Origin of the sequence: Fastidiosipila sp. (assembly GCA_012511175.1) — a bacterium.
In the GTDB taxonomy this organism is placed as follows: domain Bacteria; phylum Bacillota; class Clostridia; order Saccharofermentanales; family DTU023; genus UBA4923.
The window spans coordinates 16,953-31,853 of the sequence record JAAZGO010000020.1 but is presented as its reverse complement, the minus strand read 5'-3'; the positions used below and the strand labels follow the sequence as shown (position 1 = coordinate 31,853).

General features: G+C 53.8%; 19 protein-coding genes and 1 pseudogene. 15 read left to right on the top strand and 5 right to left on the bottom strand.

Translation table 11 applies throughout. The features are described 5' to 3' along the window. Positions 1 to 233: 233 nt before the first annotated feature. Positions 234 to 419, top strand: a complete 186-nt coding sequence (locus GX839_04215) for a ferredoxin (GenBank protein NLB04663.1) — start codon at positions 234 to 236, stop codon at positions 417 to 419. 62 nt (positions 420 to 481) lie between these two features. After that, positions 482 to 1,315 carry an exodeoxyribonuclease III gene (locus tag GX839_04210; protein NLB04662.1) on the top strand — a complete coding sequence of 278 codons (834 nt, stop codon included), beginning with the start codon at positions 482 to 484 and terminating at the stop codon, positions 1,313 to 1,315. Between the two features lie 3 nt (positions 1,316 to 1,318). Here the strand turns inward: GX839_04210 and GX839_04205 are convergent, their stop codons facing one another. Both GX839_04205 and GX839_04200 read right to left on the bottom strand, forming a co-directional pair. Then, a complete protein-coding gene (locus tag GX839_04205) occupies positions 1,319 to 1,513 on the bottom strand; it encodes a helix-turn-helix transcriptional regulator (GenBank protein NLB04661.1) in 195 nt (64 codons plus the stop codon). Beyond that, the gene (locus tag GX839_04200) at positions 1,497 to 1,730 is read right to left on the bottom strand and encodes a hypothetical protein (GenBank protein ID NLB04660.1); all 234 of its coding nucleotides are present in this window, start codon (positions 1,728 to 1,730) and stop codon (positions 1,497 to 1,499) included. The genes GX839_04205 and GX839_04200 overlap by 17 nt, the downstream gene beginning before the upstream one ends. A gap of 206 nt (positions 1,731 to 1,936) precedes the next feature. Here GX839_04200 and GX839_04195 point away from each other — a divergent pair, with 206 nt between their 5' ends. The 8 genes and pseudogenes from GX839_04195 to GX839_04160 all read left to right on the top strand — a co-directional run bounded on the left by GX839_04195 (position 1,937) and on the right by GX839_04160 (position 8,218). Further along, positions 1,937 to 2,446 (top strand): type 1 glutamine amidotransferase, encoded by a 510-nt coding sequence (locus tag GX839_04195; protein ID NLB04659.1) that lies wholly within the window; start codon positions 1,937 to 1,939, stop codon positions 2,444 to 2,446. A 263-nt stretch (positions 2,447 to 2,709) separates the two neighbouring features. Further along, positions 2,710 to 3,897 carry a DUF438 domain-containing protein gene (locus tag GX839_04190; GenBank protein ID NLB04658.1) on the top strand — a complete coding sequence of 396 codons (1,188 nt, stop codon included), beginning with the start codon at positions 2,710 to 2,712 and terminating at the stop codon, positions 3,895 to 3,897. Positions 3,898 to 3,919: 22 nt separating this feature from the next. After that, positions 3,920 to 4,531: a lactate utilization protein gene (locus GX839_04185; protein ID NLB04657.1), complete on the top strand. Its 612-nt coding sequence runs from the start codon at positions 3,920 to 3,922 to the stop codon at positions 4,529 to 4,531. A gap of 14 nt (positions 4,532 to 4,545) precedes the next feature. Further along, positions 4,546 to 5,310 (top strand): HAD family hydrolase, encoded by a 765-nt coding sequence (locus tag GX839_04180; GenBank protein NLB04656.1) that lies wholly within the window; start codon positions 4,546 to 4,548, stop codon positions 5,308 to 5,310. A gap of 37 nt (positions 5,311 to 5,347) precedes the next feature. Next, positions 5,348 to 5,677, top strand: a pseudogene (locus GX839_04175) (antibiotic biosynthesis monooxygenase). Between the two features lie 51 nt (positions 5,678 to 5,728). Further along, positions 5,729 to 6,388: a nitroreductase gene (locus GX839_04170; protein NLB04655.1), complete on the top strand. Its 660-nt coding sequence runs from the start codon at positions 5,729 to 5,731 to the stop codon at positions 6,386 to 6,388. A 13-nt stretch (positions 6,389 to 6,401) separates the two neighbouring features. Then, positions 6,402 to 7,241: a pirin family protein gene (locus GX839_04165; protein ID NLB04654.1), complete on the top strand. Its 840-nt coding sequence runs from the start codon at positions 6,402 to 6,404 to the stop codon at positions 7,239 to 7,241. A gap of 32 nt (positions 7,242 to 7,273) precedes the next feature. Further along, positions 7,274 to 8,218: a formamidase gene (locus GX839_04160; protein ID NLB04653.1), complete on the top strand. Its 945-nt coding sequence runs from the start codon at positions 7,274 to 7,276 to the stop codon at positions 8,216 to 8,218. A 313-nt stretch (positions 8,219 to 8,531) separates the two neighbouring features. On the opposite strand, the gene GX839_04155 is transcribed toward GX839_04160, so the two are convergent. The 3 genes from GX839_04155 to GX839_04145 form a co-directional block, all read right to left on the bottom strand. Then, positions 8,532 to 8,786 carry a hypothetical protein gene (locus GX839_04155; GenBank protein NLB04652.1) on the bottom strand — a complete coding sequence of 85 codons (255 nt, stop codon included), beginning with the start codon at positions 8,784 to 8,786 and terminating at the stop codon, positions 8,532 to 8,534. A gap of 75 nt (positions 8,787 to 8,861) precedes the next feature. Beyond that, the gene (locus tag GX839_04150; GenBank protein NLB04651.1) at positions 8,862 to 9,983 is read right to left on the bottom strand and encodes a response regulator; all 1,122 of its coding nucleotides are present in this window, start codon (positions 9,981 to 9,983) and stop codon (positions 8,862 to 8,864) included. Then, positions 9,952 to 11,919 (bottom strand): histidine kinase, encoded by a 1,968-nt coding sequence (locus tag GX839_04145; GenBank protein ID NLB04650.1) that lies wholly within the window; start codon positions 11,917 to 11,919, stop codon positions 9,952 to 9,954. The genes GX839_04150 and GX839_04145 overlap by 32 nt, the downstream gene beginning before the upstream one ends. A gap of 167 nt (positions 11,920 to 12,086) precedes the next feature. Between GX839_04145 and GX839_04140 the strand changes: the two genes are divergently transcribed. From GX839_04140 to GX839_04120, 5 genes are read left to right on the top strand one after another with little or no spacing between them, the layout of a single operon-like run. Further along, positions 12,087 to 12,635, top strand: coding sequence for an NUDIX hydrolase (locus GX839_04140; protein ID NLB04649.1), 549 nt, complete (start codon positions 12,087 to 12,089; stop codon positions 12,633 to 12,635). Between the two features lie 35 nt (positions 12,636 to 12,670). Then, positions 12,671 to 13,039, top strand: coding sequence for a hypothetical protein (locus GX839_04135; protein NLB04648.1), 369 nt, complete (start codon positions 12,671 to 12,673; stop codon positions 13,037 to 13,039). Positions 13,040 to 13,044: 5 nt separating this feature from the next. After that, positions 13,045 to 13,926, top strand: coding sequence for a carbon-nitrogen hydrolase family protein (locus GX839_04130; protein NLB04647.1), 882 nt, complete (start codon positions 13,045 to 13,047; stop codon positions 13,924 to 13,926). Position 13,927: 1 nt separating this feature from the next. Then, entirely contained in the window at positions 13,928 to 14,281 is a 354-nt protein-coding gene (locus GX839_04125; protein ID NLB04646.1) for a DUF952 domain-containing protein, read from the top strand. A 17-nt stretch (positions 14,282 to 14,298) separates the two neighbouring features. Further along, positions 14,299 to 14,760, top strand: coding sequence for a macro domain-containing protein (locus GX839_04120; GenBank protein NLB04645.1), 462 nt, complete (start codon positions 14,299 to 14,301; stop codon positions 14,758 to 14,760). Positions 14,761 to 14,901: the final 141 nt, after the last annotated feature.

Genomic DNA, 14,901 nt, shown 5'->3' with positions numbered 1-14,901 from the left:
GCTTGCACGACGGTAGGGATTCTTTTGTCTTTCAATAATTTGCCGTTTGGTTGCCATCGTTAAATCCATGCTTTCTACCTCCTTCTCTAAGGAGGATTTTAACGGGATTTATTTGCGAGGCCACGTTTATCCTTTCGGCGGCATTATTTGCTAGGCGACGCGCCATTTTGAAAAAAACGTCTTTTGGTCGATAATGGGTACTTAGAAATACAATTTTTTTAGGAGGAGCTTTGATGAAAGCAACAGTCGATCATGATCTTTGCATCGGTTGCGCCCTGTGCGAATCCATCTGCCCCGAAGTGTTTGAGATGGGCGATGACGGACTGGCACATGTGATCGGGGAAGTAACACCTGAACTGGAAGATACTGCCGAAGAAGCGCGGGATTCCTGCCCGACCGAAGCCATTACCCTTGAGTAACAGCTTGGCGGCCGGCAGCCGGTCCAGGCCGGCCGCCACCTTGCCCAGGAAGGAATAAGTACTTGAAACTCATTTCATGGAACATCGATTCACTCAATGCGGCCCTGACAGGAACATCTGAACGTGGGCTCCTGTCCCGGGCAGTGCTGGATACCATTGCGGAGCACGATCCGGTCATCATTGCTCTGCAGGAGACGAAACTGCCTGGCCACGGCCCGGCCAAAAAGCATCTTGAAATTCTGACCGAGCGCTTCCCCGGTTACAAGGTCGTTTGGAACAGTTCCAAAGAACCCGCGCGCCGCGGCTATGCGGGAACCATGTTTTTGTACCGGGAGCACCTGGCGCCGGCTGTCAGCTTTCCGGTCATCGGAGCTCCCGATACCATGGATGCTGAAGGCAGAATCATCACCCTGGAGTTCCCGGACTACTATTTAACCCAGGTTTATACGCCCAATGCCGGTGAAGGTTTAAATCGGCTGGAAGACCGCCAGGTATGGGATATCAAGTACGCTGAGTATCTGGCAGGCCTGGACAGAAAAAAAGGAGTCATTGCCACTGGCGACTTCAACGTAGCCCACAAGGAGATCGATCTGGCCCATCCGGACAACAACCGCCGCACGGCAGGTTTTACCGATGAAGAACGCCAGGGATTCACCAATCTGCTGGCCAGGGGTTTTACGGATACCTTCCGCCACCTTCACGGTGATGTCGAAGGCATCTATTCCTGGTGGGCACAGCGGGCCCGAACCAGCAAAATCAACAATTCCGGCTGGAGAATCGATTACTGGATCGTCAGCGACCGTCTGGCGGACCGGGTGATCCGGTCCGAAATGATCGATTCAGGCCCCAGGCAGGACCACACGCCCCTGTTGCTCGAAATAGATCTGCCCCTGTAGGCTCTAATCATCGAGGCTGAACAAGTCCTCGACCGTGGTACCCAGCACCCTGGCCAGTTTAATGGCCAGCACCAGGGAGGGATTGTATTTCCCATTCTCGATGGCAATGATGGTCTGCCGACTTACCTGTACGCGATCCGCCAGATCCGACTGCCGCAGGGCCTGCTCTTTGCGAAGCTTCCTAATCTTGTTGGTCATGGTCTTTACCGCTGATGCCCATCTTGCGTCTGAAATAGAATACAAAACCAAACAAAACCAGGTTCTGGGACGTCAACAGGATAAAGGGGAGCCGGAGATCGCCCCACTTGATAAGATCGTAGAGCATCCAGACAACCAAAAAGAGGACCGAATAGAGCCAGGCGCACCTGACTGCCCGCAATTGGATGCTCATTTCCATTTCATCCATTTTCCTCACTGAACCAACCCCCTTAAGTAAAGTTGTTCTTACATATTTAGCTTAATTGATCCGGGCAGTAATGTCAAGCTAACTTTACTTCACGAGCAGGATTCCACCGTCTGAACAAAAGAATGGGCGATCTCAGAAGCTTTGTTTATACTCATTGCGCCTGCCCTTTTAGTATAGTGGACGTGACATCCATCAAACCTGTGGAGGTGCCGCTTATGAGGAAGATTGCCATACTGCTGGAAAACCTGTTCGACGAGCACGAGCTGATCTACCCCTATCACCGCCTGAAAGAAGACTTTGAGGTGCATTTGGTCGGAACGGAAAAGGACACGATCTACACAAGCAAATCAGGACTTTCGGTCAAGAGCAGCCACGAGTCTGCCGAAGTGAAGGCCACCGATTACGCGGCCCTGTATATCCCCGGCGGTTTTTCTCCTGATTACATGAGACGCTCGGAGGCAACCAGACGTCTGGTCAGAGACTTTGATCACCAGAAAAAGCCGATTGCGGCCATCTGTCACGGTGCTTGGATGCTGGCTTCCTGCTGTGACCTCGAGGGCAGGGAAGTGACATCTTTCTTTTCGATCAAAGACGATCTGATCCATGCCGGAGCTGTCTGGCTGGACCAGGAAGTGGCTGTCTCGGATCACCTGATCACGTCACGGAATCCCGGCGACCTGCCGATTCTGATGAAGGTATTTCTGGAGAAGATTGAATCCCGTTAGCATTGTCTCAGGAAGGAGCCGCAGTCAGGATCCGGTTAACTCGGCGAACAAACACCACAAGCATCCGAATGAAATACTCCTCGATGACAAAAATGCCTGCTTTGAAGATATGGAGTTACTCCGGAATTCTTTCACGCAGATCCCGCGCGGGCGAGGTTTCCCCTCCGGGCGTGGTCTTTCGGGAACGCCTGTAACCAGGGAAAAAACCGATTCGTTTATCATGAAAGAAAATTACTTGCCCAATAAGGAACAGGAGAAACCCTATGTCAAAAGAAATCAGCCAGGCGGAATCGCTGAAGAATATTCTGAACAAGTTGAGCCGGGGCGCGACTGTGGAAGATGTGCGGGAGGAATTCCTTGCGACTTTCAAGACTGTCGACGCCAAAGAGATTGCGGCCGCTGAGGCCGAGCTGATCCAGTCGGGCACGCCCGTCGAGGAGATACTGAACCTGTGCAATGTGCATGCCTCGATCGTGGAGGGAAATGTCAATGTCGCCGCGATTGATCCGGAAATGGGTCACCCACTGACCGTTTTCTATAAAGAGAATGATGGCCTGGAAGCCTTCCTGGACGGTGACTACGCGTCAGCCAAATCAACTTTCTTATCTTCCGGCGACGGCGTTCCCTACGTCCGGGCCCTGGAAAAACTGGCCCGGCTTGACAAACATTATGCCCGTAAGGAAAACCTCATCTTCCCCTATCTGGAACGTAACGGTATCACTGCGCCTCCCAAGGTTATGTGGGGCAAAGATGATGAAATTCGCGCCCTGATCAGGGAATCGCTGGACCGGGCTCGGTCCGGGAAAAAGGATGAAAAACTGTTCGCTGAGATGGAGCTGGAAGTCCGCGGCATGATCCACAAGGAAAATGAGATCCTGAAGCCCATGCTGGTGGACAACCTGACTGAGGATGACTGGAAGGTAGTGGCCGCTGAAAGTGCTCATTACGGCTACGCTTTTGCGGAGGCCATTGAAGGTGCCAGTCCTTCAGATGCGGCTGCCTGGCTTAAAGGCGGGCAGGCACCATCGGGTCGGAAAAATGATGCGGATTTTGATCTGCCAAGCGGCTACTTCAATGCCCATGAACTGGAGGCCATGCTCAATACCCTGCCGGGCGACATCACTTACGTGAACGCTGAGGGCAGGGTGCAATATTTCAGTGAGGGCAAACACCGCGTCTTCCCCCGCACCCGGACCATTATCGGCCGCCTGGTGGAGGACTGCCACCCACCCAAGAGCCTGGATCGGGTTCTGGCGGTAGTGGAAAGCTTCAAGTCAGGTGAGAAGGACCAGGAGCACTTCTGGATCCAGAAAGACGGTCTTTTCATTCTGATTCGTTACTTTGCGGTGCGCGACGCGGCGGGAACCTACCTGGGTGTCGTGGAGATAACTGAGGAGATTTCCGAGCTGAGGAAACTGGAGGGAAGCAGAACGCTTATATCAGGAGACTGACGGGACGGAAAGAATCGTAACCATGGATGTGCGAAAAGTATTAAATGCCCTGGATAAGCGGAATTTCAAGGGCTTCTGCGTCAAAGATGAGACAGAGTTGATCGCATTGCTGGACAGGCTGATCCCGGAGCATTCCGTGGTCGGTGCAAGTGATTCGGTCACCCTCCAGGAAACAGGTGTGCTTGATTTCCTGCGCAGCGGCAATTATCACTTCCTTGACAAACACCGGGAGGGGATAGGCCCCGCGGAAAAAAAGCAGCTCTACCTCCAGTATTTTTCAGCTGATACCTTTCTTTGCAGCACCAACGCCCTGACAAAAGACGGTGTCCTCTACAATATCGATGGCAGCGGCAACCGGATGGCTCCTGTCATCTATGGGCCCCGGCAGGTGATCATTGTGGCGGGCATCAATAAGCTGGTCCGAAACGGCCGGCAGGCAAAAAGAAGAGTCCGGCATCATGCGGCACCGCGCGACGCCAAACGGCTGAGCTGCGACACACCTTGTGTGGAACTGGGCCGCTGCACCGATTGCGACAGCCCCGACCGGATCTGCAATGTCTTTACGGCCATTACGGGGCAACTGATCAAAGACCGGATCAAGGTGATCCTGGTCGGCAAATCGCTGGGGTATTAGTGGCTGTGGTAAAAATGGTTGTAACTGATCTGGACGGCACTCTTTTAAGGACTGACAAAACAGTTTCGTCCTACACCATCAAAACGATGGAAGATGTGAAGAGCCTGGGTGTCAAACTTGTCTTTGCCACAGGGAGAGGCAACAGCACCGGTCACCTGGTCGACCACCAACTCTTTGATGGCCGCGTCCATTTAAACGGAGCCAATGCCTTCATCGGGGACAGGCTGGTTTATGACCGGACCATTCCTTCCCCGGTCTTTGCCCCCTTGCTGCGTGAACTGTCCGGCCATGGACTGAATGTTGTTGCCGAAATCGATGGCGTTCATTTTTCCAATTTCGATGTGGGAACTATGTGGCAGGGCCTTGACTATGTTGTCGTCAATGATTTCGATGACCAGATGGGATCTGCCGGCAAGCTTTACGCCCTCATCGATTATCCCGGTCAAGTTGACCTGATCCGGTCACAGATCTCGGACCCTTTGTACCTGACGGTGACCCGGGACCGGATGGCCATGATCATGCACAAGGAAGCCCGAAAAAGCCGGGGTATTTTGGAGATCGCCAAAACTTACGGCATTGACAGAGATGAGATTGTTGCCTTCGGTGACGACGACAATGATGTAGACATGCTGATCTTCGCCGGCCGCGGTGTGGCCATGGCCAACGCCATCGATCCGGTCAGGGAAAGGGCGGATGAGATCTGTGATACCAATGACCGCGACGGCGTCGCCAAATGGCTGGATCAGCATATTCTGGCCCCCCACCGCCTGCAGGCATGAACACTGATGGCCTTCCTGAAAGAGAGGATCTGAGTCCATGATCTTTGTCTTGTTTGAAGTCAAAATCAAAAAAGCATACCGGGCGCAATATCTTGATCTGGCGGCCGAAATCCGGGAAGCGCTGACGTCGAGTGAAGGCTTTATCCGCTCGGAGCGTTTCGCCAGCCTGACCGATGAAGGGAAAATCCTGAGCCTTTCAGTCTGGGAAAATGAAGAAGCTGTCAGCCGCTGGCGCCGGCAGGCAGCGCACCGCCTGGCTCAGCAGCAGGGACGCGACCTGATGTTTGAAAGCTACCGGATCACTGTTTCAGGGAAAATTCGCAGCTACACCATGGAGGACAGGGATGAGGCTCCGGATGATTCAAGGGAGGGGTTGGACATCCAGCCATCTTTTTCCATCCCTGGCCTTGAGGAATCAATGGATCTTTGGCAGGCAATCCGGTCAAGGCATTCCGTACGGCGTTTCACCGAACAAAAGATTGGGAGTGAGATCGAAAATTGCCTGCGCGAAGCCGTTGATCAGTACAACCGTGAAAGCGGCCTCAGCCTCCAGCTCTGTCTTGATGAGCCCAAAGCATTTGAGGGCCGCCTGGCGCGATATGGCCGGTTCAGCAATTGCAGAAATTATTTGGTCGTGGCAGGGCCGCGCGGCAGCGACCAACTTCTCGGCTATTATGGGCAGCGGTTTGTCTTAAAAGCTCAGCAGCTCGGCTTAAATAGCTGCTGGGTCGGCCTCCATTACCGGAGATCCAAAATACCGTGCACGATCGGCAAGGGAGCGAGAATCCGGCTGGTCATTGCGCTTGGCTACGGCCAGACACAAGGCCGGCCGCGCCGGTCAAAAGACATGATGGATCTCTGCCGGGTGGCAGGTGAGATGCCTGACTGGTTCCGGAAAGGAATGAAGGCTGCCCTCCTGGCGCCGACGGCAACCAATCAGCAGAAATTTCTGTTGACCCTTCGTGGTGACAAGGTAGCCGCAAAAACCTACCCCGGTTTTTATTCAAAAGTTGATCTGGGAATTGTCAAGTGTCATTTTGAAATCGGTGCCGGCAAAGCCAATTTTGACTGGACTTGAGTGGAGGCAGGAGATGGACAGTAAAATTGACCATCAGGTCACTGGTTACCGGACCCGGGATGGGGCAGGCGTCAGCTTGATCAGGGTTCTTGGAAATCATACGGTTGAGCGTTTCGATCCCTTCCTCCTTCTCGATTCGTTTGACAGCACCCGGCCGGATGATTATACCGCCGGTTTCCCCATGCATCCGCATCGGGGGATTGAAACCATCAGTTATCTATGGCGAGGCCATATGACACACCGTGACAGCCTCAAGCACGAGGACACTATCGGTGACGGCGAAGTTCAGTGGATGACGGCGGGGTCGGGGATCATGCATGAGGAAATGCTGCCGGCTGCGGAACGTCTGCTGGGTGTTCAACTCTGGCTCAATATGCCGGCCGGGAAAAAAATGGCGCCCCCGGCCTATCACAGCATCAAGCGCCATGAGATCGCGGAAATCGGGTTCCCCGGCGGCAGATTGCGGCTTTTGGCCGGACAATACCAGGGGTGGCAGGGCCATCTTGGCATCTACCTGCCGCTCGACTACTATGACATCCAGCTTGAGCCTCATGCCTCACTTACCCTGGAAACAGGAAGTGACCGCTCAGTCATGGTCTTCACGCTCGTGGGAGATGCCCTGATCGGTGATGCTCCGGTCAAAGAGAAGACAGCTGCCAAGTTGACTGCTGGAGATCATGTCACCATCGGCACGGCAGAGACCGGCGCTCAGGTTCTGTACATGAGTTCAATCCCGCTTGATGAGCCTGTCGCCTGGGGCGGCCCCATTGTCATGAATACCAGGGAAGAAATCCAACAGGCTTTCAGTGAACTCCGGAAGGGCACTTTCCTGCACTCCGGTATCACCTACTGAGCGGATTCAAGGCTTGAACAAGGAGGTTCCCCATGCCCACCATCACTGGCAATCATGTGATTTACGCTTTCGAACCTGACATGGAAGCCGTCTTATCGGTTGATGACGGCAGCATCGTCACCTTTGAGAGCAATGACTGTTACTTCGGGCAGATTCAGACGGAGGAGGACGATCCTGTCCGGGTCGACCGCGATTTTTTGAACCCGGCAACCGGCCCGGTCTATATCCGCGGGGCCGACCCCGGCGATACACTCAGAGTCGACATCCTGGGGATTGACATCGCCGACCGCGGTATCATGGTTGTCTTGCCGGGCGAAGGACTGCTGAAAAAGGAAGCCAAAAACAAGACGGTCCGGGTCATTCCCATTGTTGACGGTGCGGCCGAATACCTGGGCCTGCGAATCCCCGTCCATCCCATGATCGGAGTCATCGGTGTGGCGCCGGCCCTGGAAGACGGCCCCTGTCCGACGCACACTCCCTACAGGCACGGAGGCAATATGGATACACGGGATATCGTCCGGGGCACCCGGCTCTATCTTCCCGTTATGCAGAAAGGAGCGCTTTTCGCCCTGGGCGACTGCCATGCCCTTATGGCAGATGGTGAAGTCTGTCAAACGGGCCTTGAGGTCAGCGCCAGGGTGACAGTCCGGCTCAGCGTCATTAAAGGCAATTCCGGTCCTTGGCCCCTGCTGGAAACAGCTGAAGGGACCATGATTATTGCGTCAGCAAAAACACTGGAGGAGGCTGCCTGCGACAGTATCAGCACGGCGGTCAGGGCCCTGGCAGGGATCTTCGGCTGCTTATGGGAAGAAGCCTGTATGCTGGCCAGCATGGCAGTTGATATCAAAATCTCCCAGGTCGTTGATCCGCTTATGACGGTCCGGGCGGTCATTCCCAAAACCATTGCGACGACTGGACAGATCCTGAAAGCACTTGATGCTGGATCGGCGGGAGGTGATGACAACCCTGCTCCATAAAGGACTTTTGTTCTGGATTCTGGTCCTTGCCCTTGTCATCGCTGCCGCTCTTCTGATATGAAAACGGCGCAACCGGATAAGAGCTCCCCCTATACTCAGTCAAGCGCACCCCCCGGGTGGTCAGCCTGTCCGCTGACTCCGTGAAACCCACAAAACCGGGCTTGTCGCAGACTCCTTCAGATGCAGATGAAGTCAATTTGGGGGAGGCCGACACCGACATCATGGATTGCCTTTTCTACGACCCCGAAACCCGTTCCGTCCATTTTGCGGGGCTGAACTGTTTTGAGGAGCACAGTACGAAAAAATCGGTTTTTCAAACGAGGAAACCGTTTTCATGGACAGGGACAGGCGGTTCCCTTATTTCAGCGTCACCGTTTCGACGGTAAGCGTCACCGGAGCACTGGATGGTCCCCGCACCAGCTTCGAGACGAATCTTGAAACGCAGGATCTTGTCACGGGGACCTTCGAACCGGCCTCCGACTAGCTTGAACCTGGTTTGTCTGAACTGGCCGGGCATAGCGGGCTGGTGATCGAGCTGGATGATGGGCGTTTGGTTGAAATCGGTCATTATTTCAAGGATTTCATCCAAGGGCTGGAAGACGGCTTGCCCGGTCTTGACAGTTTCCCAGCGGGGCAAGGCCGGTCATCTGCGCGTCAAGCTGAGATAGAGCTCCTCAAGCGACGGCTGCGGTTTCATTGCGTAGTCTTGCATCAGGCGCCTTTTGTAGTCCGCATAGTACAGTTTCAGTTTGACCATCCTCTGCCGGTCACCAAAGTACTTGAGAAACAGGCGGGCTGTCCGCTCCTCTGCAGGATTCAACTGATGGATCCTTTCCAGGCAGGCATCCAGCGGGTCCGTATAGTCGCGGGTTTCCAATCGCTTCTCTGCAAAAGAAGCCAGGGCCAGGTAAGTTTTATGCTTGAGCAGCTGCCGGGTTTCCATAGCCCAGTCATAGGATTCTTCTCTCAGAAAATCACTTTTATAAAGATCAAGGATGGCGGCGATGCGGTCCGGATCACTCCCCCCCCGCTCTAACACATCCTCCAATTCATTGACATCCGCTGTTACGGGTACTTGCAGGCGATAACTGTCGTTTGCGAATAAAATGCCCTCTGGAAAACCGATGTCAGCCAGGCTCCGCCGGATCTGGTAAACCGTGGTGTGCAGAAGGACCTGTGCTCTTGTCCTGTCTTTGTCAGGGAAAAGCCGGTCGATCAAGGTCCTTTTATTGACCTGAGTCTGTCGATTCAGCCAGAGATAAAAGAAGAGTTCCTTGGCTTTCCGGGTTCTCCAGGCCAGGATCCGATCATTTTGGTTGTAAACGGCAGGATAATCCAGGCTGATGACATGAAGCGCTTTCCCTGGCTCAGGATCAACAGGACTTTCGCCCTTCCCCTGAAGCTGGACCCCCCTGATTTTCCGGATGGCCTTGTCCAGCCTGTTTTTTTGTACGGGTTTAAGGAGGTAATCGATGGCATTGACTTCAAAGGCATCGACAGCATAGTCAGAAAAGGCCGTGATGAAAATGATTTGAATATAGCGTTCCCGGGTCAATCGGTTGGCAAGTTCTATGCCGTTGATCCTGCCCATCTCAATATCCAAAAAGACTACATCCGGATCCAGGCCGTCCATGGCTTCAAGGGCCTGGTCCGGATCTGTGTATTGTCCGACAATCTCAATGTCTTCGTAGGCGGCCAGAAGCGAAGCCAGCACTTTGTTGGCGGCCGCCTCATCATCGACCAGCACGGCCTTCAAGATCCGCATGAATTCCTCCCTCCGGTATCATCAACTCAACAATGGTTCCTCTTCCAGGGCTGCTTGAGAATTGTATGGTTGCGCGGGGCATTAATTCGATCTTTTTCGTGACATTCTTAAGGCCCAATCTTTCCGAATCCCCCCCGAAGATGGCAGCACGTTCTTCATCTGTCACACCGCGGCCGTCATCTTCAACGGTAATACGGGTGAAACCGTTCTCCGCCCTGTCCGCCGTAATCCTGACAGTGCCCGCGCCATCCAGGGACGCAATCCCATGCTTGACTGCATTCTCCGCCAGGGGCTGGATGGTCAGCGGGGGGATCATACAATCGAGATCCTGCGCGATGCCGTACTCGACATGGAGCTTGCCCTGGTAGCGCATCTTTTCAATCTCCAGGTAGGCGACCACCATCTCCAGTTCTGTTTCCAGAGGGATCAGGCCCTTCTGCTTATGGAAAGCAAGCTTGCCGCGAAAATACATGGCAAGGTGGTTCAGGGCATCTCTTGTTTTGTCATCGTCTTCATAGCTCAGGGCAATGATTGTATTAATGGTGTTGTAAACAAAATGCGGGGAGATCTGGGAGAAAAAATACTCGAATTCCCGTTCCAGACGTTTGTCCGTCAGCTCGGTCATTTCAAGGTAGTCGCTGTAGAGGCGGTCCCCGATCAGATAAACCATGCTCAAGAGCACGAAGATAAGCATCCATTCGGAATAATAGGTCATCTTCCAGCCCAGCAGGGCCTTGGCCAGGAGGGAGAACCAATACGAGGCCAGGGAAACGACGGCCACCAGGATGTATTCAACCGCCACCATCTTCTTGAACATAGCCCTGATCATCACAAAAGTCATGTAACCGAAACTTGTCAGCATGATCAGACCCAGGATAACCTGAAAGAGCCCCTGGGCTGACGTCATGACCCAAAGTGGGTTAATGAGCGCCCCCGATAAGGTGAGCATCATGAATACCTTGACAGCCAGGGAAAGTTTGCGGTTGGCTGTGGTCCGGAAAAATCGCTCAACAAAGGTGAGAAAGCAGGTGATGGCGCCAACCATGGAGATAATTTGAACCCTTGTCCGGCTGGCAAAACCCAGGTCAAACATGAGGTTGAGAACCTGATTGTTCATGACCGAAAGATAAAGGCCCATGAAAAAACAACCCAGGCTGAAGGCGAGAAGATGACGGCCCCTGTTTGTCAGAAGATAAAGGATAAAAAACAGGACGCCAACCGAAATGAAGGAGAAGATCACGATAATCTCAAAACCGGTTTCGCGGCTTATCCGTGTGATCATGTCCCCCGAAGGCCCAAACTCGAGTGACGAGAGGATGCCCCCTTTGCTGTAATAGAAGTTGGCCACGTGGATGATGATTTCCATCCTGCCGTCACGGCTCTGCGTGAATCCCGTGCAGTAACGGCTCATCGGCTGATACAGGCCTGCCTCGCTTGCCACCCGGCCCATACCTGCTATCTCTTGTCCATTGATGAAGATTCGGCTGGCTGAACGGACTGTTTTGGCACGCAGACCGTACACCGCTTGTTCCGGAAGGGTGACAAGCAGTCTGAAGGTGCCAAAGCCACGGGAAGGTGAACCCGTTCCGCTGCTCAGCTGCCAGGGGCCCGGCACCCGAATGATCCGGGCTTGCTCACCTGCTCCCGTCGGCTCATGGCTGAAATCACCGCCTTCCCGGGTTGGAAGAAATTGTCCTTCAAAGAATTGCCACTCGCCGTTCAATTCGACCCATTTTTCTTTGCCGAAATCCAAATCACTCAAATCCAAATAACCGTCTATTGCCTCATAAGCGGATTTTTTTTCGTTGAGATTGACCAGCATCAAATAGATCGCAGACGAAAGCAGGATGAAAACGGCCAGTACAATCGAGATATAGATCCTGATCAGGCGGCCGTCAATCTGTTTTCTCATAAGTTTTTCGTTTTTTCTTTTCATGCGTCTGCTCCCAAACGACCTGATTCTGCCTTTTATGCTACCAGCAAACGGCATTTTCTTCAGCCAATGAACCGCTCCATGCCAGGCGGTCCTTGCCGAATGAAACTTCACAGGGCAAGTTTTTGTTTGATGGTATCCTGTCCCTGTGTCATGTTAAGGGAACAGAGATGAATGACCGAAAACAAGAACGCTGGGATGCGCTGGACAGCCAAGGCAGACTGCTTGGCTTTGACCTGATCAGGGGACAATCCATTCCACCTGGCGTTTTTCATGCCATCGTAGAGGTTTACACAGTCACACCAAAAAGAGAGATCCTGGTCACCCGGCGAGGCAACAAGACCCTGTGGCCCTTTTGCTGGGAGGTTACGACAGGGGCTGTGATTAAGGGCGAAAGGCCTGAAGCAGGCGCCCGGCGTGAACTTTGGGAGGAAACAGGCCTCAGAGCCGAAAGAACCTGCCTGGTACATGTTTACCGCATCCTGGACCGCCACGAAATTTACTTTGGCTATGTCTTTTTTGCCAACCTGGACGACCTGCCTGTACGCTTGCAGGCAGGAGAGACGACGGACTACCGCCTTTTGCCTTACCTTGCCTTTAAACAGTTTCTGCGAACGGATCAATTCGCAGCTCCTCTGAGAGACCGCTTTCTTGCCAATGAAGGCTTATTCGACCGGATGATTCTTGCAACAAACTGGGATAAAATGGGATCGGATTGATCATCACACCCTGGAAGGACAGATGGGGGAGCCCCATGAGCCGCTGGATTTTCATGGCTGTCGTTTTTATTCTCTTGCCCCTGACCATGCTGATTTTTGGTCTTTGGTTCCGGATCAGACCGCCTGGCAGGCCCAGGGACAAAGACCAGGAGCGTTTCTGGCAATTCGCCCAAAGCCGCCTGGCCCGGACCTGGTTGATCCTGGGAGGCCCCATGCTGGCCATCTCAACCGTGGTCTTCCTGCTTGTCCGCGGACAAAGTCAATCGGTCATTATGGCGGTTGGCATTGCACTCAACACCCTCCAGACCCTGGTGCTTTTTGCTTCTTCTCTTCCCACGGAGATTTCTCTAAGGCGCCACTTCGATGAAGAGGGCAGGCCGCGGGGAAAAGCCTCCGGAGAATAAAAGGGATGAATGACCTGATCGTCGCGCTGCTGCAACTCATGCCGGAAGGCTCCCTTCAAGCCAATCTCAACAAAGGCCTGCGAGCCTGCCGGGAAGCCAGGGCCATGGGCGCCGATCTGGCTCTTTTCCCGGAGATGTGGAGCAATGGCTATCACATCCCGCAAGAGGAGAATGAGTTCCGGCGGTATGCGATTTCAAACGAAAGCCCTTTTCTTGCCGCTTTTGCCGGTCTGGCCCAAGAACTTCAAATGGCCATCGCCATCACCTATCTGGAGGCCTGCGAGCCTTCCCCCCGCAACACCGTCCGCCTCTTCGACCGCAATGGAAGAGCCGCCCTCACCTACGCCAAGGTCCATCTTTGCTTTTTCGATGAAGATGAAGGAAGGCTGACGTCCGGCGATGATTTTTATGTCTGTGAGCTGGACACGGAAAAGGGACCGGTCCGTATCGGCGCCATGATCTGTTACGACCGGGAATTTCCTGAAAGCGCCCGGATTCTTATGTTAAAAGGAGCTGAAATCATTCTTGTCCCCAATGCCTGCCCCATGGAAATCAACCGGATTTCCCAGTTGCGCGCCAGAGCCTTCGAGAATATGACAGGTGTGGCCACTGCTAATTACCCGCAGGGCTGGCCCGATTGCAACGGCCACTCCAACGCCTTTGACGGTATGGCCTACAAACCGGGCGAGCCTTCTTCCCGTGACACTTTGATTCTGGAAGCAGGGGAAGAGGAGGGCATCTTTCTGGCTGCCTTCCCCCTCGATCAAATGCGGGCTTACCGGGAAAGCGAGGTTCACGGCAACGCTTACCGACAGCCGGGAAAATACAGCCTGCTGCTCTCTGAAATAATCAATGCGCCCTTTATTCGCGAAGAAAGAAAAAGCTGACATGTTCCTGCATGGCACCAGAAGGAAAACCTGGGAGAAATTCAAAGGCGGTCCCTGGTTTGGCCGCCATTGTCTCCAGACCGAAGGCTTGATCCACGGCTCCCCGGTTGACCTCTTCCGGAGGGTTGCACCCGGATTCAAGGACACTGAAGATGAACTGGTCCTCCTTTGCATTGATGATGACAAACTTGCCTCCAAAGTGAAATGGGAGGAAAGTGAAAGCACAGGCAGATTCTGCCCCCATGTCCACGGTCCGCTTAACCGCGAGCGCCATTTCCTGGTTCTGCCCTATCTCAAAGACAGCAGAGGTGACTGGATCAAGAACACTGAACTGCAACACATGCTGAGCCGCTGACACAGGAAAGGGGAGTCATGTCTTTTACTGTTGTCCATCGGGATCTGACCACCATGGAGGTCTGCGCCATCGTCAACGCCGCCAACACCGAATTGCGGATGGGAGGCGGGGTTTGCGGTGCCATCTTCCGGGCAGCCGGCATAACACAACTGACGCAAGCCTGTAAGGCGCTGGCGCCCATCAAAACCGGTGAGGCCGTTATCACGCCCGGTTTTAATCTTGCAGCCCGCTTTATCATCCACACGGCAGGTCCGGTATACCGGGATGGCGGCCAGGAAGAAGAGGCCCTGCTTCGCTCCTCCTATCTGAATTCGCTCCGGCTGGCAGTCAGCCATCATTGCGAAAGCATTGCCTTTCCCCTCATCTCCAGCGGCATCTATGGCTATCCGAAAGAAGAGGCCATGAAAATCGCGTCAGAGGCCATCCGGGACTTTTCGGAAAGAGTGAAGCTGGACGTCTATTTGGCCCTTTTCCCCTGACGTCCGAAGTTTATCTTCCCTTGACAGCCCTGGGCCGACACTTGAAAAAATGATGGGCGGGATATTTCCAGCCAAGCTGATTCATCGCCCGTCCTTTGGCGGGTGTGCCCATTGCGGATGAACCCGTGACTCGAGTAACGG

What these genes read in the sequence shown, in the direction of transcription:
- GX839_04215 (NLB04663.1), top strand. Translation starts at nt 234, where the DNA reads ATGAAAGCAACAGTCGATCATGATCTTTGCATCGGTTGCGCCCTGTGC.
- GX839_04205 (NLB04661.1), bottom strand. Translation starts at nt 1,513, where the DNA reads ATGACCAACAAGATTAGGAAGCTTCGCAAAGAGCAGGCCCTGCGGCAG.
- GX839_04195 (NLB04659.1), top strand. Translation starts at nt 1,937, where the DNA reads ATGAGGAAGATTGCCATACTGCTGGAAAACCTGTTCGACGAGCACGAG.
- GX839_04190 (NLB04658.1), top strand. Translation starts at nt 2,710, where the DNA reads ATGTCAAAAGAAATCAGCCAGGCGGAATCGCTGAAGAATATTCTGAAC.
- GX839_04185 (NLB04657.1), top strand. Translation starts at nt 3,920, where the DNA reads ATGGATGTGCGAAAAGTATTAAATGCCCTGGATAAGCGGAATTTCAAG.
- GX839_04180 (NLB04656.1), top strand. Translation starts at nt 4,546, where the DNA reads ATGGTTGTAACTGATCTGGACGGCACTCTTTTAAGGACTGACAAAACA.
- GX839_04170 (NLB04655.1), top strand. Translation starts at nt 5,729, where the DNA reads ATGGATCTTTGGCAGGCAATCCGGTCAAGGCATTCCGTACGGCGTTTC.
- GX839_04165 (NLB04654.1), top strand. Translation starts at nt 6,402, where the DNA reads ATGGACAGTAAAATTGACCATCAGGTCACTGGTTACCGGACCCGGGAT.
- GX839_04160 (NLB04653.1), top strand. Translation starts at nt 7,274, where the DNA reads ATGCCCACCATCACTGGCAATCATGTGATTTACGCTTTCGAACCTGAC.
- GX839_04155 (NLB04652.1), bottom strand. Translation starts at nt 8,786, where the DNA reads ATGACCGATTTCAACCAAACGCCCATCATCCAGCTCGATCACCAGCCC.
- GX839_04150 (NLB04651.1), bottom strand. Translation starts at nt 9,983, where the DNA reads ATGCGGATCTTGAAGGCCGTGCTGGTCGATGATGAGGCGGCCGCCAAC.
- GX839_04145 (NLB04650.1), bottom strand. Translation starts at nt 11,919, where the DNA reads ATGAAAAGAAAAAACGAAAAACTTATGAGAAAACAGATTGACGGCCGC.
- GX839_04140 (NLB04649.1), top strand. Translation starts at nt 12,087, where the DNA reads ATGAATGACCGAAAACAAGAACGCTGGGATGCGCTGGACAGCCAAGGC.
- GX839_04135 (NLB04648.1), top strand. Translation starts at nt 12,671, where the DNA reads ATGAGCCGCTGGATTTTCATGGCTGTCGTTTTTATTCTCTTGCCCCTG.
- GX839_04130 (NLB04647.1), top strand. Translation starts at nt 13,045, where the DNA reads ATGAATGACCTGATCGTCGCGCTGCTGCAACTCATGCCGGAAGGCTCC.
- GX839_04125 (NLB04646.1), top strand. Translation starts at nt 13,928, where the DNA reads ATGTTCCTGCATGGCACCAGAAGGAAAACCTGGGAGAAATTCAAAGGC.
- GX839_04120 (NLB04645.1), top strand. Translation starts at nt 14,299, where the DNA reads ATGTCTTTTACTGTTGTCCATCGGGATCTGACCACCATGGAGGTCTGC.